The 26,652-nt window shown below is 50.0% G+C and carries 24 protein-coding genes and 1 other annotated feature; of the genes, 13 read left to right on the forward strand and 11 right to left on the reverse strand.

Annotation, left to right across the window (positions count from 1 at the left end; all coding sequences use genetic code 11):
* The first annotated feature begins 16 nt into the window (after positions 1-16).
* From ribF to ispH, 5 genes are all read left to right on the forward strand, one after another.
* Positions 17-952, forward strand: coding sequence for a bifunctional riboflavin kinase/FAD synthetase (gene ribF, locus I3X05_RS02565; protein ID WP_045569950.1), 936 nt, complete (start codon positions 17-19; stop codon positions 950-952).
* 64 nt (positions 953-1,016) lie between these two features.
* Entirely contained in the window at positions 1,017-3,860 is a 2,844-nt protein-coding gene (gene ileS / locus I3X05_RS02570; protein ID WP_045569951.1) for an isoleucine--tRNA ligase, read from the forward strand.
* A 78-nt stretch (positions 3,861-3,938) separates the two neighbouring features.
* Positions 3,939-4,442, forward strand: coding sequence for a signal peptidase II (lspA, locus tag I3X05_RS02575; protein ID WP_193166817.1), 504 nt, complete (start codon positions 3,939-3,941; stop codon positions 4,440-4,442).
* A 96-nt stretch (positions 4,443-4,538) separates the two neighbouring features.
* Positions 4,539-4,970 (forward strand): FKBP-type peptidyl-prolyl cis-trans isomerase, encoded by a 432-nt coding sequence (gene fkpB, locus I3X05_RS02580; RefSeq protein WP_039440512.1) that lies wholly within the window; start codon positions 4,539-4,541, stop codon positions 4,968-4,970.
* Between the two features lie 21 nt (positions 4,971-4,991).
* Positions 4,992-5,954: a 4-hydroxy-3-methylbut-2-enyl diphosphate reductase gene (gene ispH / locus I3X05_RS02585; RefSeq protein WP_193166816.1), complete on the forward strand. Its 963-nt coding sequence runs from the start codon at positions 4,992-4,994 to the stop codon at positions 5,952-5,954.
* A 77-nt stretch (positions 5,955-6,031) separates the two neighbouring features.
* On the opposite strand, the gene btsR is transcribed toward ispH, so the two are convergent.
* From btsR to I3X05_RS02600, 3 genes are all read right to left on the reverse strand, one after another.
* The gene (btsR, locus tag I3X05_RS02590) at positions 6,032-6,760 is read right to left on the reverse strand and encodes a two-component system response regulator BtsR (RefSeq protein WP_039424173.1); all 729 of its coding nucleotides are present in this window, start codon (positions 6,758-6,760) and stop codon (positions 6,032-6,034) included.
* Between the two features lie 26 nt (positions 6,761-6,786).
* Positions 6,787-8,466 (reverse strand): sensor histidine kinase, encoded by a 1,680-nt coding sequence (locus tag I3X05_RS02595; RefSeq protein WP_193166815.1) that lies wholly within the window; start codon positions 8,464-8,466, stop codon positions 6,787-6,789.
* Positions 8,467-8,563: 97 nt separating this feature from the next.
* Positions 8,564-10,048, reverse strand: a complete 1,485-nt coding sequence (locus I3X05_RS02600; protein ID WP_045569955.1) for a carbon starvation CstA family protein — start codon at positions 10,046-10,048, stop codon at positions 8,564-8,566.
* A gap of 246 nt (positions 10,049-10,294) precedes the next feature.
* Between I3X05_RS02600 and I3X05_RS02605 the strand changes: the two genes are divergently transcribed.
* Entirely contained in the window at positions 10,295-10,636 is a 342-nt protein-coding gene (locus I3X05_RS02605) for a DUF2799 domain-containing protein (protein ID WP_045569956.1), read from the forward strand.
* 230 nt (positions 10,637-10,866) lie between these two features.
* Here I3X05_RS02605 and I3X05_RS02610 read toward each other — a convergent pair whose 3' ends face one another.
* Positions 10,867-11,979 carry an anhydro-N-acetylmuramic acid kinase gene (locus I3X05_RS02610; protein WP_193157617.1) on the reverse strand — a complete coding sequence of 371 codons (1,113 nt, stop codon included), beginning with the start codon at positions 11,977-11,979 and terminating at the stop codon, positions 10,867-10,869.
* A gap of 105 nt (positions 11,980-12,084) precedes the next feature.
* On the opposite strand from I3X05_RS02610, the gene nagZ reads away from it, so the two are divergent.
* The 3 genes from nagZ to tyrA all read left to right on the forward strand — a co-directional run bounded on the left by nagZ (position 12,085) and on the right by tyrA (position 15,480).
* The gene (nagZ, locus tag I3X05_RS02615; protein ID WP_193277863.1) at positions 12,085-13,068 is read left to right on the forward strand and encodes a beta-N-acetylhexosaminidase; all 984 of its coding nucleotides are present in this window, start codon (positions 12,085-12,087) and stop codon (positions 13,066-13,068) included.
* 195 nt (positions 13,069-13,263) lie between these two features.
* On the forward strand, positions 13,264-14,334 hold the full coding sequence (locus I3X05_RS02620; RefSeq protein WP_045569959.1) for a 3-deoxy-7-phosphoheptulonate synthase: 1,071 nt from the start codon (positions 13,264-13,266) through the stop codon (positions 14,332-14,334).
* A gap of 18 nt (positions 14,335-14,352) precedes the next feature.
* Positions 14,353-15,480 carry a bifunctional chorismate mutase/prephenate dehydrogenase gene (tyrA, locus tag I3X05_RS02625; protein ID WP_045569960.1) on the forward strand — a complete coding sequence of 376 codons (1,128 nt, stop codon included), beginning with the start codon at positions 14,353-14,355 and terminating at the stop codon, positions 15,478-15,480.
* A 69-nt stretch (positions 15,481-15,549) separates the two neighbouring features.
* Here the strand turns inward: tyrA and I3X05_RS02630 are convergent, their stop codons facing one another.
* From I3X05_RS02630 to ettA, 3 genes are all read right to left on the reverse strand, one after another.
* Positions 15,550-16,554, reverse strand: coding sequence for a M23 family metallopeptidase (locus I3X05_RS02630; protein WP_045569961.1), 1,005 nt, complete (start codon positions 16,552-16,554; stop codon positions 15,550-15,552).
* Positions 16,555-16,581: 27 nt separating this feature from the next.
* Positions 16,582-16,956 (reverse strand): PilZ domain-containing protein, encoded by a 375-nt coding sequence (locus I3X05_RS02635; RefSeq protein ID WP_045569962.1) that lies wholly within the window; start codon positions 16,954-16,956, stop codon positions 16,582-16,584.
* 115 nt (positions 16,957-17,071) lie between these two features.
* Positions 17,072-18,739, reverse strand: coding sequence for an energy-dependent translational throttle protein EttA (ettA, locus tag I3X05_RS02640; protein ID WP_045569963.1), 1,668 nt, complete (start codon positions 18,737-18,739; stop codon positions 17,072-17,074).
* Between the two features lie 319 nt (positions 18,740-19,058).
* Between ettA and sltY the strand changes: the two genes are divergently transcribed.
* Both sltY and trpR read left to right on the forward strand, forming a co-directional pair.
* Positions 19,059-21,017 (forward strand): murein transglycosylase, encoded by a 1,959-nt coding sequence (gene sltY, locus I3X05_RS02645; protein WP_045569964.1) that lies wholly within the window; start codon positions 19,059-19,061, stop codon positions 21,015-21,017.
* Between the two features lie 12 nt (positions 21,018-21,029).
* A complete protein-coding gene (trpR, locus tag I3X05_RS02650) occupies positions 21,030-21,338 on the forward strand; it encodes a trp operon repressor (RefSeq protein WP_337970945.1) in 309 nt (102 codons plus the stop codon).
* Between the two features lie 10 nt (positions 21,339-21,348).
* On the opposite strand, the gene yjjX is transcribed toward trpR, so the two are convergent.
* The 4 genes from yjjX to I3X05_RS02670 all read right to left on the reverse strand — a co-directional run bounded on the left by yjjX (position 21,349) and on the right by I3X05_RS02670 (position 24,785).
* Positions 21,349-21,894: an inosine/xanthosine triphosphatase gene (gene yjjX, locus I3X05_RS02655; protein WP_045569979.1), complete on the reverse strand. Its 546-nt coding sequence runs from the start codon at positions 21,892-21,894 to the stop codon at positions 21,349-21,351.
* Positions 21,895-21,928: 34 nt separating this feature from the next.
* Positions 21,929-23,107 carry a prephenate dehydratase gene (gene pheA, locus I3X05_RS02660; protein ID WP_045569966.1) on the reverse strand — a complete coding sequence of 393 codons (1,179 nt, stop codon included), beginning with the start codon at positions 23,105-23,107 and terminating at the stop codon, positions 21,929-21,931.
* 12 nt (positions 23,108-23,119) lie between these two features.
* Positions 23,120-23,241, reverse strand: a sequence feature (Phe leader region).
* A gap of 114 nt (positions 23,242-23,355) precedes the next feature.
* A complete protein-coding gene (gene hpf / locus I3X05_RS02665; protein WP_039424214.1) occupies positions 23,356-23,685 on the reverse strand; it encodes a ribosome hibernation-promoting factor, HPF/YfiA family in 330 nt (109 codons plus the stop codon).
* Between the two features lie 374 nt (positions 23,686-24,059).
* On the reverse strand, positions 24,060-24,785 hold the full coding sequence (locus tag I3X05_RS02670) for an outer membrane protein assembly factor BamD (protein WP_045569967.1): 726 nt from the start codon (positions 24,783-24,785) through the stop codon (positions 24,060-24,062).
* Positions 24,786-24,919: 134 nt separating this feature from the next.
* On the opposite strand from I3X05_RS02670, the gene rluD reads away from it, so the two are divergent.
* Both rluD and pgeF read left to right on the forward strand, forming a co-directional pair.
* Positions 24,920-25,897 carry a 23S rRNA pseudouridine(1911/1915/1917) synthase RluD gene (gene rluD, locus I3X05_RS02675; protein ID WP_045569968.1) on the forward strand — a complete coding sequence of 326 codons (978 nt, stop codon included), beginning with the start codon at positions 24,920-24,922 and terminating at the stop codon, positions 25,895-25,897.
* 6 nt (positions 25,898-25,903) lie between these two features.
* Positions 25,904-26,626 carry a peptidoglycan editing factor PgeF gene (gene pgeF, locus I3X05_RS02680; RefSeq protein ID WP_045569969.1) on the forward strand — a complete coding sequence of 241 codons (723 nt, stop codon included), beginning with the start codon at positions 25,904-25,906 and terminating at the stop codon, positions 26,624-26,626.
* Positions 26,627-26,652: the final 26 nt, after the last annotated feature.

Consider the following 26,652-nt stretch of genomic DNA (forward strand, 5'->3'; position numbering starts at 1 on the left):
ACTTCGCTGCATCCAAATGGAACTGATACGAGGCATTCATAATATAAGGTCACAGCATCGTGGCTGTGTATTAACGATCGGCAATTTTGATGGTGTCCACCTTGGGCATCAGCAAGTGTTGCGTCAGGTTTCCCAGCAAGCCAGAGCCATGTCACTGCCGTCTGTGGTCATGACTTTTGAACCCCAGCCGATGGAGTTGTTTGCCAAAGAAAAGGCGCCAGCACGATTAACCCGTTTGCGGGATAAATTTGTGCAACTTGGCAAGTTAGGGCTGGATCGTTTGTTGTGTGTCAATTTCAACCGACATTTTGCCGCTCTTGATGCTGAGGCATTTATTCGCGACTTGTTGGTCGAGCGTTTGGGTGTTAAGTTTCTTGTCGTCGGTGACGATTTTTGCTTTGGCAAAGCGCGTCAAGGCAACTTCGCCATGTTGCAAGAAGCGGGGAAAAAATACGGTTTTACCGTGGTGAATACCCAAAGCTTCTGTTTAGAGCAGTTACGAGTGAGCAGCACTGCAATTCGTGAGGCGTTAGCCGATGACGACTTGCCCGCTGCGGCTCAGATGCTTGGGCGGGATTACAGCATTAGCGGCCGTGTCTCTCATGGTCGAAAATTAGGCAGGACCATCGGTTTTCCGACGGCGAATATTCCGCTTAAGCGCTGTGTTTCTCCTGTTTCTGGCGTCTACGTTGTGCAAGCGCTAGGGCTTGGGCAAAACGCCATTGGCGGCGTGGCCAACATTGGTCAGCGCCCGACAGTAAACGGCGTTCGTCAGCAGTTAGAAGTGCATTTATTCGACTTTCAGGCCAACTTGTATGGCAAACAGTTAGAAGTGGTACTTTTGAATAAGCTGCGTGATGAAAAAAAGTTTGAGTCTTTTGACGCACTCAAACGGCAAATTGAATTGGATGCTGAGGCAGCAAGGGTGTGGCTGCATCAGCTAACTCGTTGAACGGTTTATTCCACCGAACAACATAATGTCTAACTTTCGCCCAATATAACGGAATTAAGAATCGATGAGTGAGTATAAAGATACCCTGAACTTACCTGAAACAGGGTTTCCGATGCGCGGCGATCTGGCTAAACGTGAGCCAGAAATGCTAAAGCGTTGGTATCAAGAAGACCTTTACGGAGCCATCCGTGAAGCGAAAAAAGGCAAGAAATCATTTGTATTGCATGATGGTCCTCCTTATGCAAACGGTGATATTCACATTGGTCATGCACTAAACAAGATTCTTAAAGACATTATTATTAAATCCAAAACACTTTCAGGTTTTGACGCACCTTACATCCCAGGCTGGGACTGCCACGGTCTACCTATCGAACTGATGGTTGAAAAGAAAGTCGGCAAACCGGGCCAGAAAGTGACCGCAGCAGAATTTCGCGAAAAATGCCGTGAATACGCAGCCGGTCAAGTGGAAGGGCAAAAAGAGAGTTTTAAGCGTCTTGGCATCATGGGCGAGTGGGACAAACCATACCGCACTATGGATTTCGCGACCGAAGCCAACATCATCCGTGCGCTGGGTAAAATTGCCGACAACGGCCACTTACTGAAAGGGTTTAAACCGGTTCACTGGTGTACCGATTGTGGCAGCGCACTGGCAGAAGCGGAAGTTGAGTACAAAAACAAAGTGTCTCCTTCTATTGACGTTCGTTTCAAAGCAGCTGACGAAGCTGCGCTATTGGCGAAATTCGATTTAAATGAAGGTCACGAAGGTCAAGGTGACGTCTCGATCGTTATCTGGACAACCACGCCTTGGACACTCCCAGCTAACCGCGCAGTGTGTCTGCGTGAGGATCTTGAGTACGTACTGATCCAAGTTGAGGGCGATGCGGCTTCAGAGCGTCAGCCTGAGCGTATTATTGTTGCGGCTGAACTGGCCAAAGAGGTGATGGATCGCGCGGGTATCGAGCACTTCCACAACCTTGGTTTTGCCAAAGGTGCGGATCTTGAACTTGCTCAGTTCCAACACCCATTCTACGCGTTTACAGTGCCTGCGATCCTTGGCGATCACGTCACCACCGATTCGGGTACTGGTGTGGTTCATACCGCTCCGGGACACGGTCAAGAAGACTTTGCGGTCGGCCAAAAATATGGCCTTGAAGTGGCGAACCCAGTGGGTTCAAACGGCGTGTATCTGCCAGACACTGAACTGTTTGCCGGTCAACACGTCTTTAAAGCGAATGATGCTGTTGTTGAAACGCTAAAAGAAAAAGGCGCATTACTGCATCATCACGCTTACGAGCATAGCTACCCGCACTGCTGGCGCCACAAAACGCCAATCATCTTCCGTGCAACTCCGCAATGGTTCGTTTCGATGGACCAAGCAGGCCTGCGTGCCAAAGCACTAGAGTCGATCAAAGGCGTTCAGTGGATGCCAGAGTGGGGTCAAAGCCGCATTGAAGGGATGATCGAAGGTCGCCCAGAATGGTGTATCTCACGTCAACGTACTTGGGGTGTGCCCATTGCCCTGTTCGTGCACAAAGAAACCGCAGAGCTGCATCCAAACTCGCTTGAGCTGATTGAAAAAGTGGCTCAAGTAGTTGAACAAAAAGGCATTCAAGCGTGGTGGGATCTTGACGCCGCAGAACTGCTCGGCGAAGAAGCGCCGCAGTATGAAAAAGTACTCGATACCTTAGACGTTTGGTTTGATTCTGGCGTAACACACTACGCAGTCGTTGATAAACGTGAAGAGTTCAACGGAGCGGAAGCGGACATGTACCTTGAAGGTTCGGACCAACACCGCGGTTGGTTCCAGTCTTCGCTCATCTCTTCGATCGCAATGAAAGGCAAAGCGCCTTACAAGCAAGTATTGACGCACGGTTTCGTGGTCGATGGCCAAGGCCGTAAGATGTCAAAATCTATTGGTAACGTGGTCGCGCCAAAAGATGTCACCAACAAGCTAGGTGCAGATATTCTGCGTCTGTGGGTTGCTTCAACCGATTATACGGGCGAAGTGGCGGTTTCTGATGAGATCCTCAAGCGTTCGGCCGATGCTTACCGTCGTATCCGTAACACGGCGCGTTTCTTCTTGGCGAACTTGAACGGTTTCAATCCAGAAACGGATATCGTGCCCGCCGATGAGATGGTTGCACTGGATCGCTGGGCGGTAGGCCGTGCATTGGCGGCGCAGAACGAGATCGTTAAAGCGTATGAAGAGTACAACACGCACGGTGTAACGCAGCGTCTGATGCACTTCTGTTCTATCGAGATGGGTTCATTCTATCTTGACGTGATCAAAGACCGTCAGTACACCGCGAAACGCGGTGGTCATGCACAGCGCAGCTGTCAAACCGCGCTGTACTACATCGTCGAAGCGTTGGTGCGTTGGATGGCGCCAATCATGTCGTTTACCGCTGATGAAATCTGGAACCAGATGCCGGGTGAGCGTGACAAGTTTGTCTTCACTGGTGAATGGTTCGACGGTCTGTTTGGTCTTACAGAAGGTGAAGAGCTCAATAACGCATTCTGGTCTGAAATCCAGAAAGTGCGTGGTGCAGTCAACAAACTGCTTGAAGCAGCACGCAGCGAGAAGACCATTGGTGGCTCACTGCAAGCGGAACTGACGCTGTTTGCCAGCGACGATCTTGCAGCGAAAATCAACAAACTTGACGATGAGTTGCGTTTCGTTCTGCTGACTTCGGCCGCCACCGTTAAACCGCTGGGCGAGAAGTCAGACGCGGCGCAAGCCACCGACATTGAAGGTCTGTTTGTTGAAGTGCGTGCAACGGAAGCTGAGAAGTGTGACCGTTGTTGGCACCACACGCCAGACGTTGGCACCATCGCAGGTCACGAGAAAATCTGTGGTCGCTGTGTCTCTAACGTCGATGGCGAAGGCGAAGTGCGTAAGTTTGCCTAATTGTCGGCGAGCGAAAGACTGAACTTTTTATCGTAATTGCAGCCCCAGTATTCACTGGGGCTATTTTTAGGAATTAAGATGAGCGAAAAAGCACTGACGTTAAAGCAATCTGGGGTGCGCTGGCTGTGGTTAGCCTTTGTGGTGTTTGTGGCCGATATTGGCATCAAATTTGTGGTGATGGAGAAGATGGGTTACGGCTGGGCCAATCGCATTGAAGTCCTGCCATTCTTTAATTTGCTGTATGTGCACAACTATGGCGCCGCTTTCAGTTTTCTCAGTGATCAAGAGGGTTGGCAGCGTTGGTTGTTCACCGGTATTGCTTTTGCGGTTACGGGCCTATTGACCTATTGGATGAGCAAACTCTCCGCGAAAGAAAAATGGAACAACATTGCTTATGCGATGATTATTGGCGGAGCCGTAGGCAACGTCTTTGACCGTTTAGTACATGGTTTTGTGGTCGATTACTTGGACTTTTTCTGGGGTAACTACCACTGGCCAGCCTTTAACTTAGCCGATGCAGCCATCTGCTTTGGCGCCGCGATGATCATCTTAGATGGTTTTCGTTGCAAAGAATCTCAATAAAAACCAATAACCCTAAGCGCTGTCCGTTGATTCGGTCAGCGCTTTTGTCTATAACGAGCAAGCAACTGCCACCGTTTTCTACAAGGAAGCCGTAACGTGACCACTATTACCCAACAATCTGCCGTAACGCTGCACTTTACGATTAAAATGAAAGACGGCTCTGTCGCCGATAGCACGCATAACATGGGCAAACCAGCGAAGTTTGTCATGGGCGATGGCAGCCTGAGTGACAACTTCGAGCAGTGTCTGCTTGGGTTGCAAGCGGGCGAAAACAAGTCAATTGAACTCAAAGCGCAAGATGCCTTTGGGTTGCCCAATCCGGATCATATCCACCACATGGACCGCGCACGTTTTGTTGGCGATGCCGCGGTGGAAGTCGGAACGATCATGGCCTTTGCCGGACCCGATGGGATGGAGATCCCGGGCATCATTACCGAAATCGCCGGAGACTCGGTGACGGTTGATTTTAACCACCCACTCGCCGGGCAAGATGTGACTTTTGAAGTTGAAATTTTGTCAGTAGAATAGCCAGCCAAAAGATAACTACCCATGAGCAATGAAATGAAAATCCTGTTAGCCAACCCGCGTGGATTCTGTGCCGGAGTCGATCGTGCCATCAGCATTGTTGAGCGCGCACTGGAACTGTATCAGCCGCCGATTTATGTTCGCCATGAAGTGGTGCACAACCGTTTTGTGGTCGAAGGGCTGAAGCAACGCGGTGCGGTGTTTGTGGAGGAGCTTCATGAAGTGCCGGATAACAACATCGTCATTTTCTCTGCTCATGGTGTCTCTCAAGCCGTGCGTCTGGAAGCGAAAGAGCGCGATCTCACCGTGTTCGATGCGACCTGTCCTCTGGTTACCAAGGTGCACATGGAGGTGGCGCGCGCCAGTCGCCGCAGTATGGAAGTGGTGCTGATTGGCCACGCCGGTCATCCGGAAGTCGAAGGAACCATGGGTCAATATGCCAGCCAGCAGGGCGGCATGTATCTGGTTGAAAAACCGGAAGATGTTATTGGCCTTAAAGCGGTGGTGAAAGATCCGAGCAATCTGCACTACGTCAGTCAAACCACCTTGTCGGTGGATGAGACCGCCGATGTGATTGATGAACTGCGCCGCGTGTTCCCTGATATCCAAGGCCCACGCAAAGACGATATCTGCTACGCGACACAAAACCGTCAAGACGCGGTGCGTGAGCTAGCCAGTGAGGTTGATGTGATGGTGGTGGTGGGGTCAAAGAACTCCTCGAACTCAACACGTCTCAAAGAGCTTGCAGAAAAACTCGGCACGCCTGCCTATCTGACCGACTGCCCGCAGGATATACAGCCAGTGTGGTTTGACGGGAAAGTCAAAGTCGGTGTCACCGCAGGCGCCTCTGCGCCAGAAGAGTTGGTCAATCAGATCTTGGATCGCATCAAAGAGCTGGGCGCACAATCGGTTGAAGAGGTGCTAGGCCGCGAAGAGAATATGTTCTTTGAAGTGCCGAAAGAGCTGCAAATTAAGCAGATTGATTAAGTGCGGTGAAACGAAGAAGGCGACCAAACAGGTCGCCTTTTGCATTTTTGCCACTTCATTTTTGCCACTTAGTATGGCTACTGGTAAATGCCAAGCATCTCTTTGAGTAATTTAAGATAGCGGCGACTGACCGGAATGGTAAAACCCGTGCGGGTGATGATTTCGGCTAAGCCATTTTCCAACAATTTGATTTCACTGATTGCTTTGATCGCCACCAAATATTGCCGGTGGCAGCGTACCAGTGGTGTTTTCTCTTCCAGCGTTTTTAACGTCAGTTGGGTGCTGGCGGTTTGATTGATGGAGCGCACATGCACGCCACTAATATCGCTGTAAGCGCATTCGACGTTGTCCGTGGCCATGATCACAATCCGGTTGTGGCCGATACACGGGATTTGGTCCAGCGTTTCAGGGGCGATGCCGGACAAATGCTGGCTGAGCGCCGACTGGCTGGCGGCGCGATTTAGGCGTTTTACGGTCTTTTTCAGCCGCTCGGGGTCGACGGGTTTAAGCAGGTAATCAAAGGCATTGTCTTCAAAAGCTTGAATCGCGTACTGATCGTAAGCGGTGACAAACACCACATACGGCATGGTTTCTGGGTCCATCATGCCGAGCAGCTCTATGCCGGTCACTTGGGGCATCTGAATGTCGAGAAACACCACATCGGGTTTGAGCTCGTTGATTTTTTTCAATCCCATGATGGCATTGGCCGCATCGCCAATCACCTCGATCTCACCCGTTTCCCCCAGCAGCTCGCAAAGCTCGTCACGAGCAAAAGGTTCGTCATCAATTACCAGTGCGGTCAACATCCGTATAGTCCCTGTGTTACAGCCATTCAGCTCATCAACGCTGAGTGCGGAATGATAAAGGTCATTTTAGTAAATTGATGCGGTATCGCTTGAATTTTTAGTGCTGCATCACGACCAAAGTTATGGCTCAAGCGTTTATCGACAATCTCCATGCCAAGCCCGGAGTGATCCTCACTCGGTGCTTGGTAACAACCTGCGTTGTCTTCAACGGTGATGGCGTAGCCTGTTGGGCTCTTTTCGCTGTAGATGCGCACTAAGCCGCCTTCGAGCAAGTTGGAAATACCATGCTTCACCGCATTTTCGACCAAAGGCTGCAAGGTAAAGCTCGGTAGTTTGACCTCCAGTAGTTCGGCGGCGATGTCGATTTCTACGTCGAGACGATCAGCAAAGCGCGCTTTTTCAATGCTCAGGTAGGCATTGACGTGCGCCAGCTCTTCTTTGAGCGTGACGGTATTGATGTTTTGCTTAAGGTTGCTGCGAAAGAAATGGGAGAGATTTTGTATCAGCTCGCGCGCTTTGTCAGGGTCGCGGCGGATCACGGCACTGATGGTATTGAGCGCGTTGAAGAGAAAGTGCGGGTTGACTTGTGCGTGCAGCAGTTTGATTTCCGATTGTGTCAGTAAGGTTTGTTGTTGCTGATAATCGCCATAGAGAATTTGGCTGGAAAGCAACTGGGCGATGCCTTCTGCCATCGACATATTGATGGTGGAGAAGAGTTTACGTTTGGGCTCGTACAGCTTGATGGTGCCGACCACCTCTTTGCCTGCGCGCAGCGGAATGATCAACGCCGCGCCCAATTTACAGTCGGCAGCCAGTGAACATTGATAAGGGCGTTCACTGCCATCGAGATAAATGATCGCATTCTGCGCCATCGAATCGAGCGTGCTTTGCGACGAGATTGGCGTGTTGGGTTTGTGGTGGTCATCGCCAATGCCGACAAACGCGAGGATCTTCTCTTGATCGGTGATCGCCACTGCGCCGACATTGGTCTCTTCGTAGACGATGCGGGCAATTTTCTCGGCATTGGTGCTGTTAAAGCCGCTGTGCAAGATACCGACCGAGCGATCGGCAATGGTCAGTGCGCGGCGGGAAAAGGTGGCGGAGTATTTTTCGAAGATGGTTTTTCTGTCTTGCAGAATGCTCATAAACAGCGCTGCGCCGACCGAGTTGGCGATGATCATCGGCGCGGCAATCGCCGACACCAGAGCGTAGGCTTCTGAGTAGGGTTTGGCTACCACCAGCAAGATGATCATTTGCATGATCTCGGCAAAAAAAGTGATGCCAAACACCACTGAAGGGTTAAACAGTTGTGCCCCTTTGTTTTTCTTGAGCAGATAGACATGCAATAGGCCACCAATCAGCCCTTCTGTCGTGGTGGAGATGGCGCAGGCGAGATCGGTAAAACCGCCTAAGATGTAACGGTGAATACCGCCAGTAAAGCCAACCGCAAAACCAACCACTGGGCCGCCAAACAGCCCGCCCATCACCGCACCAATTGCGCGAGTGTTGGCAATGGCATCGTTGATATGCAGGCCAAAATAGGTGCCCAGAATACAAAAGGCAGAGAACAGCAGGTAGCACAGCAAGCGGTGACTCAGGCGTGACGAGATGTTGAGCATCGGCAAGATGAGCGGGGTTTTACTCAGCATATAAGCCAACACCAAGTAAACACACATCTGCTGCAGTAGCGAGATAACCAGTTCCATAACGACTCTTCTGTGACTGAACAGGGTTTATTGTATGGCAAAGAAAAAGAGTCTGCGACTGGGCAGACTCTTGGTTTAGGCACTCATGGCGTGGTGCTTACGCGGTTTCGGAAACCGCTTGTGGTTTTTCTTCATCCGCTAGCTCGCGCTCGCCTTTGCCTTTGGAGATCTTGATCACGTAGCCCGTTACCACCAGCGAGAAGATAAGGCCAGCAATGGTGGAAATCTGCATTGGAAAACCAAAGCCCAGCGCGCTGTTGTTGAGGATAAAGCTGACGCACACTGTGGTCATAAAGAAGGCCGGAACCGTGGTGATCCAGTGCAGCTTGTTGTGGCGTAGCAGGTAAGCCGACGCTGTCCACAGCATCATCACTGCGGTCGTTTGGTTGGCAAAACCAAAGTAGCGCCAGATGATGCCAAAATCCACCTGAGTCAGAATCGCACCAAGGACGAACAGCGGAACGGCCATCAGCAGGCGATTGCGCAGGGTTTTCTGCTCCATGTTGAAGTATTCCGCTAAGATCAAACGGCTGGAACGAAACGCCGTGTCACCCGAGGTGATTGGCAGAATCACCACACCTAGGAAGGCAATCACACCACCAAACACGCCAAGCAGGCCAAATGACGCACTGTAAACCACGTTGCCAGGGCCACCGTTTTTCACCGCTTCAGAAAGGGCGTCCAGTGAACCAAAGAAAGACAGAGCAATAGCACACCAGATAAGTGCAATGATGCCTTCACCGATCATCGCACCGTAGAAGACAAAGCGGCCATTTTTCTCATTTTCCATACAACGCGCCATCAGCGGTGATTGCGTGGCGTGGAAGCCTGAAATCGCACCGCAAGCGATGGTGATAAACAGCGCGGGCCAGAGCGGCATATCGTTCGGGTTGAGGTTGGAGAACATGTCAGTGACTTGGAAATCCCCCATCACTGTGTGTTCAGGCGAAAGGGCAATCGCGCTCATCAGGCCAACCGACATGAAGATCAGCAGCGCGCCGAACAGTGGGTAAAAGCGACCAATGATTTTGTCGACAGGCACGATCGTCGCGATGATGTAGTAAGCAAAAATGATCACCACCATGCTTGTCATGCTCACCGAGAAGCTGGTTTGGTCGTTGATCAGGTTAGTAATCATGCCCGCAGGCGCAGAGACAAACACCACACCGACCAGCAGCAATAAAACAATGGCAAAAATGTTCATGAAATGTTTCGCGCCATTGCCTAAGTAGCGGCCAGTGATGGTTGGCACAGAAGCGCCACCGTTACGTACGGAAAGCATGCCAGAGAAGTAATCGTGCACCGCACCAGCAAAAATACAGCCGACCACAATCCACAACATGGCGGCTGGGCCGTAAAGAGCGCCCATGATCGGGCCAAAAATCGGGCCGACACCGGCGATATTCAGCAGTTGCACCAAATACACTTTGGGCGTTGACATCGGCACGTAGTCGACGCCATCGGTTTTGGTGTGGGCTGGAGTTTGGCGATGTTCGTTGATACCAAATACTTTCTCAACGAAAGCGCCGTAGATGAAGTATCCGCCAATCAGGGCAGCGACACAGGATAGAAACCACATCATAGCAATTTGTCCTTGGATAATAGTTAAGCTCAAGGTGGAGAGTAAGTGACTCTCTGCCCAGTTGCACTGGCTTCTAACTTGAGTGGTCGCATAGCCAGACGAGTGGTCGCTATGGCGACTCAGTGGTTTCTCGTCTGCGTGAGCGGTCTGCTGACGGGGCGAGTGGTTTATTTGGCCCTTGATGCGGCGAGTGGGAGATTTAAGTGGTAAGGTTATTGGATAAAACAATGAGTTAAGGAAAGAAAAATGAAACAGAGCGCATTAGGCGTACTGCTGGTGGCCTTGGTCGGCTGCGCGTCGAGCACCGAGGAGTTGGCCAAAGCGGGCGAGTGGTATCAGGTCGGCTATCAAGATGGGGTGAATGGGCGTACCCAACGCAGCTTTAAAGCGCTCGCTGCACTGGGCGAGGTGAATAAAAGTGATTATGACCAAGGTTATCTGCAAGGCGTGGATGAATATTGCAACGCGGATTTTGCCTATCAAATTGGCCTGTCGGGCTCCTATTACGAAGGGGTGTGCGAAGGCACCGAACAGGCGCAGCGCTTTCGCATGGAGTGGCAACGTGGCTGGAATGAGTACCAGCAATAAATCCGCCATTGGGTAGAAAAAATCATCGGGCGAGTGCAAATTTGCCACAATAGTGATCACTTTGCGCCCAAGGTCGGTGAAACGTTTGTTCCTTGATCAAGGAACAAACGGCTGAAAACAAAGCTAGCGAGAGAAAAGTCACTTAAAAAGTGACTTAGAGAAAAGTCAGCAGAAGAAAAGCTCAGACAAAAAGGTGGCAGCTAAATCGGCCACCTTGCTCTTTTCTGCTGTTACGCTTTTGGATAAAGCACGCCAAGGCAAGCAAGGCGGCTTGCGCCTGTCACCTCAGGCAGATTACTTGGCAGGCGATGCACGTGGCGATACGCCAGCCAAGCAAACGCCATTGCTTCCATGTTATCGCCATCGACGCCTTTCTCGCTCGTCGTCGCGACTTGCCACAGTGGCAAGCGCTGCGCTAAGCGCTGCATCAACAGCGGATTACGCGCCCCGCCGCCACACACCAGCAGTTGCGGGTTCGCTCCGAAGGCATGTTTTTCGACTTCGTTGGCGATGGTCAGCGCCGAGTACTCGCACAAGGTGCGCTGCACATCTTCGACTGAGTAGTCATGAGTGCCAAGCATCTCATCCAGCCATTCGCTATTAAACAGCTCGCGCCCGGTACTTTTGGGGGGCAGCTTGGTCAAATAAGGCTCTTGTAACAGACGCGCCAGCAAGTTGCGATCCACTTCTCCTTGGCAGGCGAGTCGCGCGTCTTGGTCATAGCTTCGCTGCGTGTGCCGTTCACACCACGCATCCATCAGCATGTTGCCGGGGCCAGTATCATACCCGGTGACCCTTTGTTTTGGATGAAGCACGGAGATGTTGGCGATTCCGCCGATGTTCAACACCACGGTGGTTGAGTCCTGCATGGCAAATATGGCTTGGTGAAATGCCGGTACTAACGGCGCACCCTGACCACCTAAAGCGATGTCTTTGCGGCGAAAATCCGCCACGGTGTCAATCTCAGTGCGCACCGCGATAATATTGGCATCGCCCAGTTGAGTGGTAAACGGAGATGGCCCGGTTGGTTGGTGAAAAACAGTTTGTCCATGATTGCCAATCGCGCTCACTTGGCTGGCTTGTATGCCCGTTTTGTTCAGAAGTGCGAGTACGGCGTCGGCAAACAGGTGGCCGAGTTGGTGGTCGAGCTCACCCAGAGTGCGCAAATCGGTACTTTGCCCAGTACAGACAGAAAGCAGTTGCTGCTTTAATGACGTTGGCAGTGGATGATCGTGGTGCGCGAGCAAGCGCACTTGCCCTTGGTTGATTTCAACCAGCGCAGTGTCGACGCCATCCATGCTGGTGCCCGACATCACACCGATATACAGCTCTTTCTCTTGCATCCTGATTTCCCCGCCGTTTTTTCCTCATGCAAAGCATTGTAATGCAAATTCATTCGGAATAACCTCATTTAGTTTTAACCAATATCAGCTGTTTGGAGAGAGAAAATGGGACCGTTATGGGTGGATGTCGCAGGTTACGAACTGGATGCAGAAGATAAAGAAGTTCTTGCTCATCCGGCTGTTGGTGGCTTGATTCTGTTTACGCGCAATTATCACGACAGTCAGCAACTGCAAGCCTTAGTGGCGTCGATTCGCCGTACAGTCAAGCGCCCGTTTCTGATTGGCGTCGACCAAGAAGGTGGACGAGTACAGCGTTTTCGCGAAGGTTTCTCACTCATTCCTGCTGCGGCTGAATACGCCAAGCATGCGCAAGGGGAAGCCCTCGCGCGCATGGGCGGTTGGCTGATGGCGGCCGAGCTGATTGCGCACGATATCGACCTCAGTTTTGCCCCAGTGCTGGATAAAGGCTTTGCCTGCAAAGCGATTGGTAATCGGGCCTTTGGTGAAGAGACACACACCATCTTGCGCCACAGCAGCGCTTATATGCAAGGGATGCGCAGTATCGGGATGGCGACCACAGGTAAGCACTTCCCCGGTCACGGTGGCGTGATTGCCGATTCGCACTTAGAGACACCGATTGATGAGCGCGATGACCTATGGCAAGAGGACATGGCGATTTTCAAAGCGCAAATTGAGGCAGGAATGTTGGATGCCATGATGCCCGCGCACGTTATCTATCCCCACTATGACTCCCAGCCTGCCAGCGGTTCATCATATTGGTTAAAACAGGTACTTCGCCAAGAATTAGGCTTTAAAGGGCTGATTTTCTCTGATGATCTTACTATGGAAGGCGCGGCTGTGATGGGAGGCCCTGCAGAGCGGGCCAAGCAAGCGTTACACGCCGGATGTGACATGCTGCTGATGTGCAATAAACGTGACGCGCAAGTCGCAGCGCTGGATAGTTTGCCTATCACTTCCGTGCCTAGCGCGGTAGCACTGTTGAAGAAGCGGAGCTTTAGCTTAGATGAGTTGACACGCTCTCAAGAGTGGAAAACGGCCCGTGATACCTTGCAGCGTTTGTTGCCATAAAAGTGAGAAAAGAAGCGCTTAAGCGATGAATTCTCATCAATACGCATTTTATCTTTGGTGTAATTTAAAATTTACACTAAATGTTTTTTTATCTTTACGGTTGATTTTCTTTTCCAGCCTGTTATTTTGTCATCAAGGTTGATTGAGCTGCCTTATGGATTTGAATTGTAAAAAATAATATACAGGTTGAGAGTTATGCGTAAAAGTGAGTTGAGTAATATTAATATCAGTGATGAACAGATTCTGATCACGCCCGATCAGTTAAAAGCCAAGTTGCCTCTCAGTGACAAAGCGCGTGGCTTTATTCAGCAATCACGCAATACCATCGCGAACATTATCCATAAGCAAGATCACCGCTTGCTGGTGGTTTGCGGCCCTTGCTCAATTCACGACCTTGCTGCGGCGAAGGATTATGCACGTCGATTAAAAGCACTCTCACAACAACTTGATGATCAACTGTATATTGTTATGCGTGTTTACTTTGAAAAGCCGCGCACCACTGTGGGTTGGAAAGGATTGATTAACGATCCTCATCTGGATGGTAGCTTCGACATTGAACACGGCCTGCATGTCGGCCGTCAGCTTCTAGTGGAATTGGCTGAAATGGAGATCCCGCTCGCGACCGAAGCGCTCGACCCTATTAGCCCGCAGTACCTTGCAGATACTTTCAGTTGGGCCGCGATTGGTGCGCGAACCACGGAATCGCAAACACACCGAGAAATGGCGAGTGGCCTTTCGATGCCAATTGGTTTCAAAAACGGCACCGATGGCAGTTTGTCTACGGCAATTAATGCGATGCAAGCGGCTTCGTCAAGTCACCGTTTCATGGGGATCAACAGCGAAGGTCAGGTGGCACTTCTGACTACGCAAGGCAACCCAAATGGTCACGTGATTTTACGTGGCGGTAAGCAGACCAATTACGATTCAGTGTCCGTGGCTGAGTGTGAGCAAGAGATGGCGAAAATGGGCTTGGATGCGTCATTGATGGTCGATTGTAGTCACGCCAACTCACGTAAAGATTACCGTCGTCAGCCTTTGGTCGCGGAAGATGTGATTCATCAGATCCGCGAAGGCAACAAATCAATTATTGGTTTGATGATTGAAAGCCATATTAACGCAGGCAATCAATCGTCGGAATTGCCACTGAGTGAAATGCAATACGGGGTTTCTATCACCGACGCCTGTATTGATTGGGATACCACAGAGGCACTGCTGCGCAAAGCGCACAAAGAGCTAGTGCCATTTTTACAACAACGTCTGAAGTAACAGTAAACAAGGGATATCATGGCTGTTGAACTCAACGCATTGCGCGATCAAATTGATGCCGTCGACAAACAAATGCTGGAACTGCTCGCACAGCGTCTCGCTTTGGTGGAAAAGGTGGGAGAAGTGAAAAGCCAGCACGGCTTGCCCATCTATGCCCCCGATCGAGAGGCGGCCATGCTGGCATCACGCAGAGCAGAAGCTCAGGCGATGGGCATCCCCCCGCAGTTGATTGAAGATATTTTGCGTCGTGTGATGCGCGAGTCCTACGCCAGTGAAAAAGATTCCGGTTTCAAGTGTCTCAATCCAGAACTGCGCTCGGTGGTGATCATTGGTGGTCATGGCCAATTGGGCGGGTTGTTTGCGCGCATGTTCCGTTTGTCTGGTTACAGCGTAAAAGTGTTGGGTAGCCAAGATTGGCCACATGCCGATGAGATCCTTGATGGTGCGGGCTTAGTGGTTGTCACTGTGCCGATTCATTTAACCCAAGGTGTGATCGATAAGTTAGGGAATCTGCCGCAAGACTGCATTTTGTGCGACCTGACCTCCATCAAAGCCAAGCCGTTGCAGGCGATGCTCAAAGTGCATCGCGGGCCAGTTGTCGGCTTACACCCGATGTTTGGCCCGGATGTACCGAGCTTGGCCAAGCAGGTGATTGTCTGCTGCGATGGTCGAGACAGCGAAGCCTATCAGTGGCTATTGCAACAGTTTGTTATTTGGGGAGCGAGCGTGTGTCAAATCGATGCAGCGGAGCATGATCATGGCATGACGTTGATCCAAGCGCTACGCCACTTTACCTCGTTCGCTTACGGGATGCATTTGAGCAAAGAGAATCCGAGTCTAGACAAGTTGATGAAACTCAGCTCGCCGATTTATCGTTTAGAGCTGGCGATGGTCGGAAGGCTTTTTGCCCAGGATCCGAATCTGTACGGCGACATCATTCTCTCTTCCGAAGAGAATATTGAGATGATCAAACGTTTCCATCAACGCTTTGGTGACGCGCTTGCTCTGCTTGAGCAGCATGATAAAAGCAGTTTTGTTGAGAGCTTCAAACAGGTCAGTCAGTGGTTTGGCAGCTATTCGCAGCAATTTATGGCCGAGAGCCAAAACTTGCTTAAACAAGCGAATGACAACATTCATCGTGGATGAGGCCGTTGCCTACGTGACACAAAACGAAAAGAGCAGCGCGAAGCTGCTCTTTTGCTATCTGCGGCCTGCTCAGTTGGTTTGCAGCGGCTCTACACTGGGCGTTTCTTCGCTGGCAACCGTCTCCATGCTCGCATCGCGATACGGTGAATTGGTCAGATTGACTTGCAGGCGCACCACGCTGCTGATCATCTCCACCAAAGGGGCCCACTTAACCGTTTTCTCTTTTTCAAACAGATGGTTGAAGTTTTCTGGTGTCCAATCCATCAAGTATTGCGGGTTGAGTGCCCGACCAAGAAAACGCACTTCGTAATGCAGATGAGGCCCCGTTGAATTGCCAGAGTTTCCACAGGTGGCAATCACATCGCCTTTACTGACGAACTGGCCACTTTTCACTTTGAAATGCTGCAAATGCGCATACGAACTCATAAAACCAAAAGAGTGACGCATGGTCAGGAAGTTACCAAAACCGTTTTTACTCGGGCGCACCGTTTCTACCACACCATCAGCCGGCGCGACGATCTCTTCGCCGCGTTTACAGGTGAGATCAATCCCCGTGTGTGTGTGGCGTTTTCCGGTGATCGGGTTAGTGCGGCGACCGAAAGAGGAGGAGATCCGCTGGTAAGCCATCGGCGTATCATTCGGCAATAGGCGGAACATGGTCGCGCGCACCGCTGAGTCGACCGCCGCGGCATCGATGCGGTTCTCGAGATTGGCCTCGTCAATCAGCAGTTCTTCGTCGGCAAGGCCGAGCACGGATTCCACATCAAAGACACGTTTGCCAAGTAATTGGATTTGATTGCTTTTCTCGGTCAATGATTGAGAAAGCGAGTGGTTTACATCCAACTGCTCTTGATATTCCATCTCTAACTGCTGCTTTTCAGCAGTGAGATGAGCGATTTGTGACTGCAGAGACTGCGATTCACCGCTTTGCTTTTGGTACAAATACCAACCGCCACCCAGTGAGATCGGTAAGGCGGTCAGGGAAAGCAAAATGGTAAAGACAGTGCCTTTAGCCAAATAAAAAAACTGATCCCCATTTTGAGTGGGGATCTGCATGGTAATTTTCTTGGACATCGTTACTTCGACTTATCGAGCAGACAATTAGTCTTCAAGCTCACCGAGATCAGAGAGAAATTCTATTTCTCTGTGCAGGAGAGCATCATCACCGACATTGAGTTCAACCAAGCGTTTCAAATGGCTGATACTTTCGATATCAATGTGATTAATTTTAAGCCTAATCGTCTGTTGATCAAAGCCTACTACCGCTGCTTCGAGACTAATATCAATATCACTATCTGAAAGTGTGAAGTACACCAACACCAGATCGTCGTGGTTTAACTTGTGAATTGAGTCTGTTCGCAGTAACAACCCGTGCAATGAGAGATCCTGAATGGTGGTGTCTAGCACCAGATCACCTTGCACCAGACGTGCTGGAACTTGATAGATAATTCGGGAAAATCGACGTCGTTCAGCCATGTTTACTCTCTCAATTGACGATTTAGGGTTGCTTGGCAACAGGAAACATAAGACCGTATTTGCAATAAAGGCCGCTATATTAGCGGCCCTTGCACAAATTTCAAGCAGTAATGCGTTATTTGGTAATACGCTTGTATTTGATACGATGAGGCTCTGCTGCCGCTGGACCGAGGGTCTTTTTCAGCCACTCCATGTACTCAGTATAGTTGCCTTCGTAGAAGTTGACCTGACCTTCATCACGGTAATCAATGATGTGCGTGGCGATACGGTCAAGGAACCAACGGTCGTGCGAGATCACCATGGCACAGCCTGGGAACTCAAGCAACGCTTCTTCCAACGCACGCAGTGTTTCAACATCGAGATCGTTGGTCGGTTCGTCGAGTAGCAGAACGTTGCCGCCTGCTTTTAGCAGCTTCGCCAAGTGCACGCGGTTGCGCTCACCTCCTGATAGCTCACCGATGACCTTCTGTTGATCGACGCCTTTGAAGTTGAAGCGAGAGCAGTAGGCGCGCGCTTGGATTTCAAAGTTATTGATCTTGATGATATCAGCGCCTTCGGAGATCTCTTTGAACACGGTGTTTTTGTCGTTCATCGAATCACGGAACTGATCAACCGACGCCAGTTTCACTGTATCACCCATTTCGATGGTGCCGGAATCGGGTTGCTCAACACCGCTGAGCATCTTGAACAGTGTCGATTTACCCGCGCCGTTAGCACCAATGATGCCGACGATGGCGCCTTTAGGAATGCTGAAAGAAAGATTGTCGATCAACACGCGACCGTCAAACGATTTGGTCAGATTCTTCACTTCAATGACTTTGTCACCTAAGCGCTCACCTGGCGGAATGAAGAGCTCGTTGGTCTCATTACGCTTTTGATGATCAGTGCTTTGTAGCTCTTCAAAACGAGCCATACGCGCTTTTGACTTCGCCTGACGGCCTTTTGGATTTTGGCGAACCCATTCCAGCTCTTTCTCAATGGTCTTTTGGCGCGCTTTTTCTTGAGACGCTTCTTGTTGCAGACGCGCATCCTTCTGCTCTAGCCAAGAGGTGTAGTTGCCTTGCCAAGGAATACCTTCACCACGGTCCAGTTCCAGAATCCAGCCAGCGGCGTTATCTAGGAAGTAACGGTCGTGGGTGATGGCCACTACGGTACCGGAGTAATCAACCAAGAAGCGCTCTAGCCAAGCCACTGACTCTGCGTCCAAGTGGTTGGTCGGTTCGTCGAGCAGCAACATGTCTGGTTTTTCTAGCAACAGGCGACAAATCGCAACGCGACGACGTTCACCACCCGACAAGTGGGCAATTTTTTGATCCCATTCTGGCAGGCGCAGTGCATCTGCTGCACGCTCCAGCGCGTTGTCGAGGTTGTGACCGTCTTTGGCTTGGATCAATGCTTCCAATTCGCCTTGCTCTTTGGCCAGTGCATCAAAATCTGCATCCGGATCAGCGTAGGCCGCATAAACCTCATCCAAACGTTTCAGCGCGCCAGCGACATCACCAACCGCTTCTTCGACCACTTCACGTACGGTTTTGCTCTCGTCCAGCACAGGTTCCTGTGGCAGATAGCCAACTTTCAACCCCGGCTGAGGACGTGCTTCACCGTCAATATCGGTGTCGATGCCTGCCATGATGCGTAGCAGGGTAGATTTACCAGAACCGTTTAGACCCAAGACACCGATTTTTGCGCCTGGGAAGAAGCTAAGAGAAATGTCTTTCAGAATTTGACGCTTAGGTGGCACGATTTTGCTCACCCGCGACATGGTATATACGTATTCAGCCATTGCCGATCGTTCCTAAGATTAAAATCCACGTAAGGGCGCCATTTTATATCAACTGACGCCCGTTTGTTACTGTCGAAGGTGATTTTAGTCGCCTTGAATCAAAGCGCAATCTGACTGACGATGGTCTGTCAGGTGTTGGTTAAGTGAGTTTCCCCTCTAACAGTGTTTCATTAAAATGAAATCACTATTATTTACATCTGTCATCTTTACAAAGGTGTAATGAATAAGAGTAAATAGATGCATATCGTTGCTTGCACCTTATAAAAGCAAGAGGGCTTAAGATCGGGAATTTAGAAGTGACGACAAAACGTCAGAGGATATGACTCTAATGAGACTGAATTTTTTAAGACTGCCCAAACCCTGTCGAGCTTGGGTGGGTCTTTTGTGTGGGCTGACTGGAGTAACGGTGAGCGCCGCTGATATCGCGAGCTTGGAAAAGCAGAGAGAAATGTATCAACAAGCGCAACAAAGTCTAGACAACAAAGATCTAGACGAGTTTGCCAAGTTGCGTCCGCAATTGGACAGTTATGCCTTAACCGCTTATCTCGATTACCGTGTCTTTTTGCTGCAACTGAAAGACAAAGCGCCAGCCGAGGTGGAACGTTTTATTGCCCAATCAGAGGATTATCCATTCTCTGGGCGTATTCGTGCACCTTATCTTGATGCGCTTTATCAAGCGCAGGATTGGAAAAATGTCCTGACCTTTCAACGCCAAGAGCCTAGTGGAGAGAGTTATCAGTGCATTTACTACTATGCGCATTACCAGCAAGGGGCGCGAGATAAGGCCTTTGCCGCAGCCAAACGGCTATGGTTGAGCGGTCAAGGGGTAGCGGATGAGTGTGACCACCTGTTTACCGTTTGGGAGCAAGCCGGGCTTCGCAGTGATGAACTCATCTTGCAGCGCATGTTACTGGCCTTTGAAGAGAAAAATGGCAACTTGATGACTTACCTGATGAAGTTGCCACAGAGTGCTAAGGCGCAGAAGCAAGCGCAGCAGATGAAAGCGTTATTTACCCAACCTGAATCGGTTGCTGAATTTGCCAAAAAAAGCAAAGCCAACGATTTTAACCGTATGCAAGCGGTGCACGCGTTTAAAAAACTAGCCCGCAAGGATGTGGTCGAGGCACAAGCTGTCTTGAGCGATGTGGTCAAAGCGCAAAAAATACCCAAGCCACAAGCGCAAGAATTGGCAGAGTATGTGGCATTTCGCTTGATCAATACGGACGATGAGAAACTAGCGGCGTGGCGAGACAAGACGTTAGCCCAGTCATCACGGCAGACATTGATGGAAAGGCGCGTGCGCTTAGCGATACAAGAGGCCGATTGGGCGGGCGTGCGGCAGTGGATTTTACGTTTGGATGACGAACATCGCCAATCGCTTCGTTGGCAATATTGGTTGGGGCGTAGCGACATCGCGCTTGGCAAAGTAACGCAAGGCAAACAGCGTTTAGAGTCACTGCTCGGGCAGCGCAATTTTTACAGCGTGGCGGCAGCCCAAGAGGTCGGGCAGTCGATTGAATACCCCGTCACGACCTTAAAACTGGAGAGCGAACGGATCGCCCCTTTTCGAACATCGCTACAGCGGATCGAAGAGTTGATCGCACTGGATAAAATTGCCGCAGCGAAGAGCGAGTGGCGTTACTTACTCTCGCGTACTGACGATGACACTCAAGCGATGCTTGCCGTGTACGCCGCTTCCAAGCGTTGGTACCATTTAACCGTTACCGCCAGTATTTCTGCCAAAATGTGGGACAATGTGGAAGTGCGTTTTCCCGTAGCGCATCGCTGGTGGTTTAATTTTTACGCCAATAAACACAATATTGATCCGATCACCTTGATGTCGCTGGCAAGGCAAGAGAGCGCGATGGATGTGGAAGCGAGATCGCCAGTCGGTGCGCGCGGCATCATGCAGATCATGCCCTCAACGGCGCGCTACACGGCGAAGAAATATCAACTGAGTTACACCGGAGAGGACGAGCTATATCAGGTGGGGAAAAACATCGAAATTGGTAGCCACTATTTGAATGGGCTCCTTGAGCAGTACGATAATAATCGAATTTTTGCGTTTGCGGCTTATAATGCCGGACCTAACCGAGTAAATAGCTGGCGGGAGCGCACGGGCGGAAAGTTGGATGCGTACGCCTTTATCGAAGCGATTCCGTTTAAAGAGACCCGTGGCTACGTGCAAAATATTCTGATGTTTGAGAACTACTATCGGGATATTTTGGGTGTTGATGGGGCGTTTCTCAATCAGCATGAGCTCGAAACCAAGTATTGAAGTAGGTAGAGAATGTCGCAACAACCCGAGTATTCAGACTGGCAGCAAATCATTGAACTGGTTAAACACAGTGTCGAACAGGCGCAGCATGAGATGTTGCTGACCATGTTGATGACCCCGGATGAAAGAGAAGCGTTGCTTTCTCGGGTGAACATTGTGCGTGAGTTGTTGAGAGGCGAGCTTTCTCAGCGTCAGATCAGTCAACTGCTGGGCGTTGGCGTGGCGACAATTACCCGTGGTTCTAACGAACTTAAAGCGCGCTCTGATGAAGAGAAAGCGATGCTGATGACCTTGCTGGAGGCCAATAAAAAAGGCGGATAATCCGCCTTTTTTAATCCTCGCTTGCCAAATTGGCCGGGAAATGTTGTGGATTGGTAAAAGGGATTAAGGCCAGAATCAAAGCCTGGTGATAAACCGAACTGCGCGTGAGAAGGTTTTGCGTCAGCAAGCTGATTGCACCTCCTTTTTGCTTGATGTTGTCGGTGCCAAACACCTCGTCCATCACATCGCCAAGCTCATTGGTATCGGCAAGCTTTGCCAGCACCGCAGGGGGCAGCATTAAACTGGCCGAGCGCGATTCGCCGCGCTGAGTGTTCGATTCAATTACCATCCAGGCAAAGGTCACATCACCCTCAATGCCCGCTTCCAAGCCCACATAATAGTCGCCATCACTGACCGCTTGTTTGGCATTTTTCACCCGATTGAGCGCGCCCAAATGGGTTTCTTCATCGCTCATCGGTTGATCTGCCACCTCGCTGGGGACGCTTACACCACTGAAGGTAAAACTGCGCTGTGGAAAGGCTTGTTGAAAGGCACTTTCAACCGCACTGAGCTTAGCAGGGTTGAGTGACGCGATAATCACTTTTTGAGTTGCCATGATCTTTTTACTCACCGTGGTTCATTTTCTACTGTCAGGCTAGCTTGACTTGGGTCGGTTTGACATTTTCACTCGGATAGCAGCCAAGTACTTTCAAGTGTTTCGTCAGCTTGGTGAGCTCATTGAGCGCAAGCTGCATACCTTCGGAATCTAGGTGCGCTTCTAAGTCCACATAGAACATCTCTTCCCAAGGGTTGCCCATAATAGGACGCGACTCCAGCTTAGTCATATTGATGCCGTAGCGTTGCAACACCAGCAAGGTTTCGACTAGCGAGCCTGCCTTTTGCGACGTCGACATAATCAGGGTTGTTTTCGCTGGGATTTGTGCTGAGACTTCTACTGGCTTACGCGCAACCACGATAAAACGCGTGTGGTTCTCTGTTTGGTTCGCGATGTTGCCTTGGATAGCTTGCAGGCCATACAGCTTGCCACTGGAAGCATTGCCAATAGCGGCCACATCATCACGATTCAGCTCTTGCACTTTCTTCATCGCATCGGCAGTGCTGGCACAAGATTCGAGTGTGACCCCTTTAAGACGACTGAGAAACTCACTGCATTGCTGATGTGGTTGTGGGTGTGAGTAAAGTACTTTGATCTGTTCAAGTCGCAGCTCTTTGGTAGCCACCAAACAGTGTTCAATTGGTTGGGTTAATTCACCAACAATATAGAGTGTGGTGTGTTGCAGCAGATCATACACCTCGTTGATCGAACCTGAGCTGGTGTTTTCAATCGGCAGAACGCCGAAATCAGCATGACCGGATTCAACCGTTTGTGTCACCTCTTTGAAATGTTCACAGTTGAGCTCAATCAGTTCCGTGTTCTTACGGCTAAAATATTCTCGACTGGCCAAGTGTGAATAAGAGCCTTTTGCACCCAGAAAGGCGACGCGCGCGAGTGGTTTGCGACTTTGCTCTGGATTCAACAGATTCTGTAGATAAGATTGTTGCAGCAGTACCGAGTCTTCAATGATGGTATGAAACAGCTTGGTAATATATTGAGCATCAAGCTGATATTTTTCTCGTCCATTGGTGATCAGCTTAACCAGTAATTGCTGCTCTCGGCTGGCATCTCTCACGGGTTTTGAGGTTTCCACTTTGCTTTTCGCCACCTCAATACTGAGTTTACGGCGCTCCGAGAGGAGGCTAAGCAATTGGTCGTCGAGGTCATTTAAGCGCAGACGGATCTCTTCAAGTGAGATTGGCTGGTCAGTCATCGTGGTATTCCTTATAAAAAAGCCCCCCGAGTTGGGAGGCTTTCTGTTTGTTTTTGACTTTTCTTTCACAAACGGCTTTGCCTCCGGCGGTTAGGGGAGGAAAAAGAAGTCAAAAATAAACAGTAGATTGAATTGCATAAATATCTTTCTTGGTTACGTTTAACCACACAATAAGCAAGCAGGCGTAGAGCGTCAAGCAAAAAAATAGCGCCTCTCGGCGCTACTTCCTTTCACAAAATGAATTCGTTTTATTCGTCTTCTTCTTCAACCAACTCAGGTTTTTCGGCGCGACGCGCTTCGGATTTGTGCTGCAGTTTGTTTAGCTGTCTTTCCAGTTTTTGCTCCACTTCATTAATGGCAGCATACAAATCGTCGTTAACCGCTGAAGCGATAAGTTGACCTTTAGGAACCTTAATCACGGCCTCAAATTTTTTCTGTTTGTTCGGTTCTTCGCTAAAGGTGGCTTGGCAACTGATGATGTCCGCTTGCCATTTTTCTAGCTTCTTAAATTTGCTCTCAATGTGAGTGCGGATAGCAGAGGTGATGTCAATGTTTTTACCAGTGATGTTTACTTTCATAGATGCTTTCCTCTGTGGTATCCCTCATGGGTTGACTCCAGATTACGACTTTGAACTAAAAAAAATGTGACCAAGATCATTATTTATTATGGTGTTTTAAGTGGCTAAACAGAATGTGATCTTAAGCAAGGCTTGTCGATTTTTCTCATGAAAAAGCTTGAGATTCGTTTGGAAAGCAGTAGATTGACTCGAGTAGTTGGCTGAAATTAAACCATTTTTCAGGGGTATTTTACTGCCTAAGTAAAATCTGTAGTCAAAATTTCACCAAGTGAAAAATGTGATCGCCACCCGTAGGAAAGAAAGAATGAAAAAATGCCGCTGAATTTCTCAGCGGCGTTTTTGCGTTTGTAAACGGAATCATTAAAAGAGGCGTATTAGAGTGGATTGAGGCGCATCAGCTCTTTCGTTCTCGCAACCGCATCTTCTAGTCCCAATTGTTGGTAGGCTTTAAGTTGAATTGACAAAGATTTTCTCGCTGCAGTGGTGTCTGGATAGGTTTTCTGCAACTCTTGGCAGCGATTAATCGCTGCAATCCATGCCTCGCGACGCAAATAATAATCCGCCGTCGCAAGGTCATACTCGGCTAAACGATTTTTCAGCGCAAATAGGCGTTTTTGTGCATCTTGGGCGTATGGGCTGTCAGGATAACGTTCAAGCAGCTTCTTAAAATCATCAAATGCTTCTTTGACAGGCTCAGGATCGCGATCGCTGCGCTCAACGTTAAACAGGTCATGCATAAAGTTGCGATCTTGCGCCATGTGGGTTAGGCCGCGCATGTAAAGTACCCAATCCATTTTCTCATGAGTCGGATTAAGCCTCGTAAAGCGGGCAATCGTCGCTAACCCTAGGGCGAGGTCGTCGTTCTTATAATAGGCATAAATCAAATCAAGCTGCACTTGCTCCGAATAAGCACCAAACGGATAACGGGAGTCGAGCGCTTCAAGTTTCTCAATCGCCGTTAGCCAGTTACCACTTTGAAGAGAAATTTGTGCCTCTGAATACAGCTCGGCTGGTGGTACATCAGGGACAATTTGTTCACTGCTTGAACATCCAAACAGCAGTGATACCGCCAAAAGGCCTGATAAAGTATGGTGTCTCATGTCAGGAGTCGATTCCTTGATTCTAAATATTTCTTAAGCTTCCGTTACTTTCTCGTCAGTAACGGATACAATGAACAACAAGTATTTTTCCACAGTAGTGAGCATTAGTCTCACAGTTTTTAAAAAAGTTCGATATGGCTCAGCAGATTGAATTAACAAATACCGTAAAAGATAGCCAATTAGGTCAACGACTTGATCAGGCTATCGCAGAATTGTTCGCCGATTTTTCTCGTTCGCGCCTGAAAGAGTGGTTGTTGGACGGAAAAGTAAAAGTGAACGGTGAGGTGATCACCAAACCCAGAACGAAAGTGATGGGCGGCGAAGCGATCACGGTGCTCGCCGAGCTTGAAGACGAAGAGCGCTGGGAAGCGCAAGATATTCCTCTGGATATTGTCTACGAGGATGACGACATCTTAGTGATTAACAAGCCGCGTGATTTCGTGGTTCATCCGGGAGCTGGAACCCCTGATGGCACCGTGCTCAATGCACTGCTGTTTCATTGTCCGGAGATAGCAGAAGTGCCTCGTGCGGGTATCGTGCATCGTTTGGATAAAGACACAACAGGTTTGATGGTGGTTGCGAAAACCGTCCCGGCGCAAACACGCCTCGTGCGAGCGCTACAAAAACGCGACATTACCCGTGAGTATGAAGCCATCGCTATTGGCCGTATGACCGCAGGCGGTAAAGTGGACCAACCGATTGGTCGCCACTCAACCAAACGTACCCTGATGGCAGTCAGCCCTATGGGAAAACCGGCGGTAACACATTACCGTGTGGCGGAGCATTTCCGTGAACACACACGCTTGCGTTTACGTCTTGAAACCGGACGTACTCACCAGATCCGTGTGCATATGGCCTACGTTCAGCATCCACTGCTTGGCGATATCGCTTACGGTGGGCGCGCGCGTATTCCATCTGGCGCGTCTGATGATGTGGTCGAGATGATACGTGGCTTTGACCGTCAAGCACTGCATGCAGTCATGCTGCGCTTTAATCATCCTATCACTGGTGAAGAGCTTGAGTTCCATGCTCCTGTGCCAAATGATATGGTTGAGTTAACCGAAACACTACGCCGTGATACTCAAGAACATGGCTTACCGGACGTCTACTGATCAACCATGATTCTCCCTAGCTGGCCAGCTCCGAAAAATATCAAAGCCTTTGCGTCAACGCGTGAAGGCGGTTTTTCGCATGCTCCGTATACGAGCCTAAACTTGGGCGCGCATGTCGGGGACGAGCTTCACCTAGTTAGGGAAAATCGCCTTTGGTTAGCCCAAAAGGCGCAAATGCCAAGCGCGCCAGTGTGGTTGAATCAAACCCACTCAACACGAGTGGTAGAGGTATCGACTCCGACAGATCAAGTGTTGGATGCCGACGGGCTATTTACCCAAACCGTCGGAGTGGTGTGCAGTGCGATGACGGCGGATTGTTTGCCGCTGCTAATCACCAACACACAAGGCACCCAAGTTGCAGCAGTGCATGCGGGATGGCGTGGCCTTTCTGCGGGCATCGTGGAAAACGCGCTCGACAAGTTTTGTGGTGAAGTCATGGTTTGGCTTGGCCCAGCGATTGGTCCTTTGGCATTTGAGGTGGGCGATGATGTCCGTCAGGCATTCGCCGACTTTGATCCACAAGCTGCTAAAGCTTTTGTGGCACAAGAGAAAAGTGGAAAGTGGCTTGCTGATATATTTTTGCTCGCGACTCAGCGTTTGAACCGTGCAGGTGTTGGGCAAGTCTTTTCATCGCAGATGTGCACCTACAGTAATTCGGGCCAGTTCTTTTCCTACCGCCGTGATGGCGTTACTGGCCGTCAGGCCAGCTTTATCTGGATGGAAGAATAACAGCATAATTTGTGCGACATCCGCTT

The organism is Vibrio navarrensis (assembly GCF_015767675.1).
GTDB lineage: Bacteria > Pseudomonadota > Gammaproteobacteria > Enterobacterales > Vibrionaceae > Vibrio.

Coding starts and splice junctions, on each gene's coding strand:
- I3X05_RS02610 (WP_193157617.1), bottom strand. CDS start 11,979: ATGCAAGAGAAAGAGCTGTATATCGGTGTGATGTCGGGCACCAGCATG.
- I3X05_RS02670 (WP_045569967.1), bottom strand. CDS start 24,785: ATGAGACACCATACTTTATCAGGCCTTTTGGCGGTATCACTGCTGTTT.
- pgeF (WP_045569969.1), top strand. CDS start 25,904: ATGATTCTCCCTAGCTGGCCAGCTCCGAAAAATATCAAAGCCTTTGCG.
- lspA (WP_193166817.1), top strand. CDS start 3,939: ATGAGCGAAAAAGCACTGACGTTAAAGCAATCTGGGGTGCGCTGGCTG.
- sltY (WP_045569964.1), top strand. CDS start 19,059: ATGACTCTAATGAGACTGAATTTTTTAAGACTGCCCAAACCCTGTCGA.
- I3X05_RS02595 (WP_193166815.1), bottom strand. CDS start 8,466: ATGGAACTGGTTATCTCGCTACTGCAGCAGATGTGTGTTTACTTGGTG.
- I3X05_RS02630 (WP_045569961.1), bottom strand. CDS start 16,554: ATGTCCAAGAAAATTACCATGCAGATCCCCACTCAAAATGGGGATCAG.
- btsR (WP_039424173.1), bottom strand. CDS start 6,760: ATGTTGACCGCACTGGTAATTGATGACGAACCTTTTGCTCGTGACGAG.
- I3X05_RS02635 (WP_045569962.1), bottom strand. CDS start 16,956: ATGGCTGAACGACGTCGATTTTCCCGAATTATCTATCAAGTTCCAGCA.
- ileS (WP_045569951.1), top strand. CDS start 1,017: ATGAGTGAGTATAAAGATACCCTGAACTTACCTGAAACAGGGTTTCCG.
- I3X05_RS02600 (WP_045569955.1), bottom strand. CDS start 10,048: ATGATGTGGTTTCTATCCTGTGTCGCTGCCCTGATTGGCGGATACTTC.
- nagZ (WP_193277863.1), top strand. CDS start 12,085: ATGGGACCGTTATGGGTGGATGTCGCAGGTTACGAACTGGATGCAGAA.
- ettA (WP_045569963.1), bottom strand. CDS start 18,739: ATGGCTGAATACGTATATACCATGTCGCGGGTGAGCAAAATCGTGCCA.
- trpR (WP_337970945.1), top strand. CDS start 21,030: ATGTCGCAACAACCCGAGTATTCAGACTGGCAGCAAATCATTGAACTG.
- rluD (WP_045569968.1), top strand. CDS start 24,920: ATGGCTCAGCAGATTGAATTAACAAATACCGTAAAAGATAGCCAATTA.
- I3X05_RS02605 (WP_045569956.1), top strand. CDS start 10,295: ATGAAACAGAGCGCATTAGGCGTACTGCTGGTGGCCTTGGTCGGCTGC.
- pheA (WP_045569966.1), bottom strand. CDS start 23,107: ATGACTGACCAGCCAATCTCACTTGAAGAGATCCGTCTGCGCTTAAAT.
- yjjX (WP_045569979.1), bottom strand. CDS start 21,894: ATGGCAACTCAAAAAGTGATTATCGCGTCACTCAACCCTGCTAAGCTC.
- ispH (WP_193166816.1), top strand. CDS start 4,992: ATGAGCAATGAAATGAAAATCCTGTTAGCCAACCCGCGTGGATTCTGT.
- I3X05_RS02620 (WP_045569959.1), top strand. CDS start 13,264: ATGCGTAAAAGTGAGTTGAGTAATATTAATATCAGTGATGAACAGATT.
- ribF (WP_045569950.1), top strand. CDS start 17: ATGGAACTGATACGAGGCATTCATAATATAAGGTCACAGCATCGTGGC.
- hpf (WP_039424214.1), bottom strand. CDS start 23,685: ATGAAAGTAAACATCACTGGTAAAAACATTGACATCACCTCTGCTATC.
- tyrA (WP_045569960.1), top strand. CDS start 14,353: ATGGCTGTTGAACTCAACGCATTGCGCGATCAAATTGATGCCGTCGAC.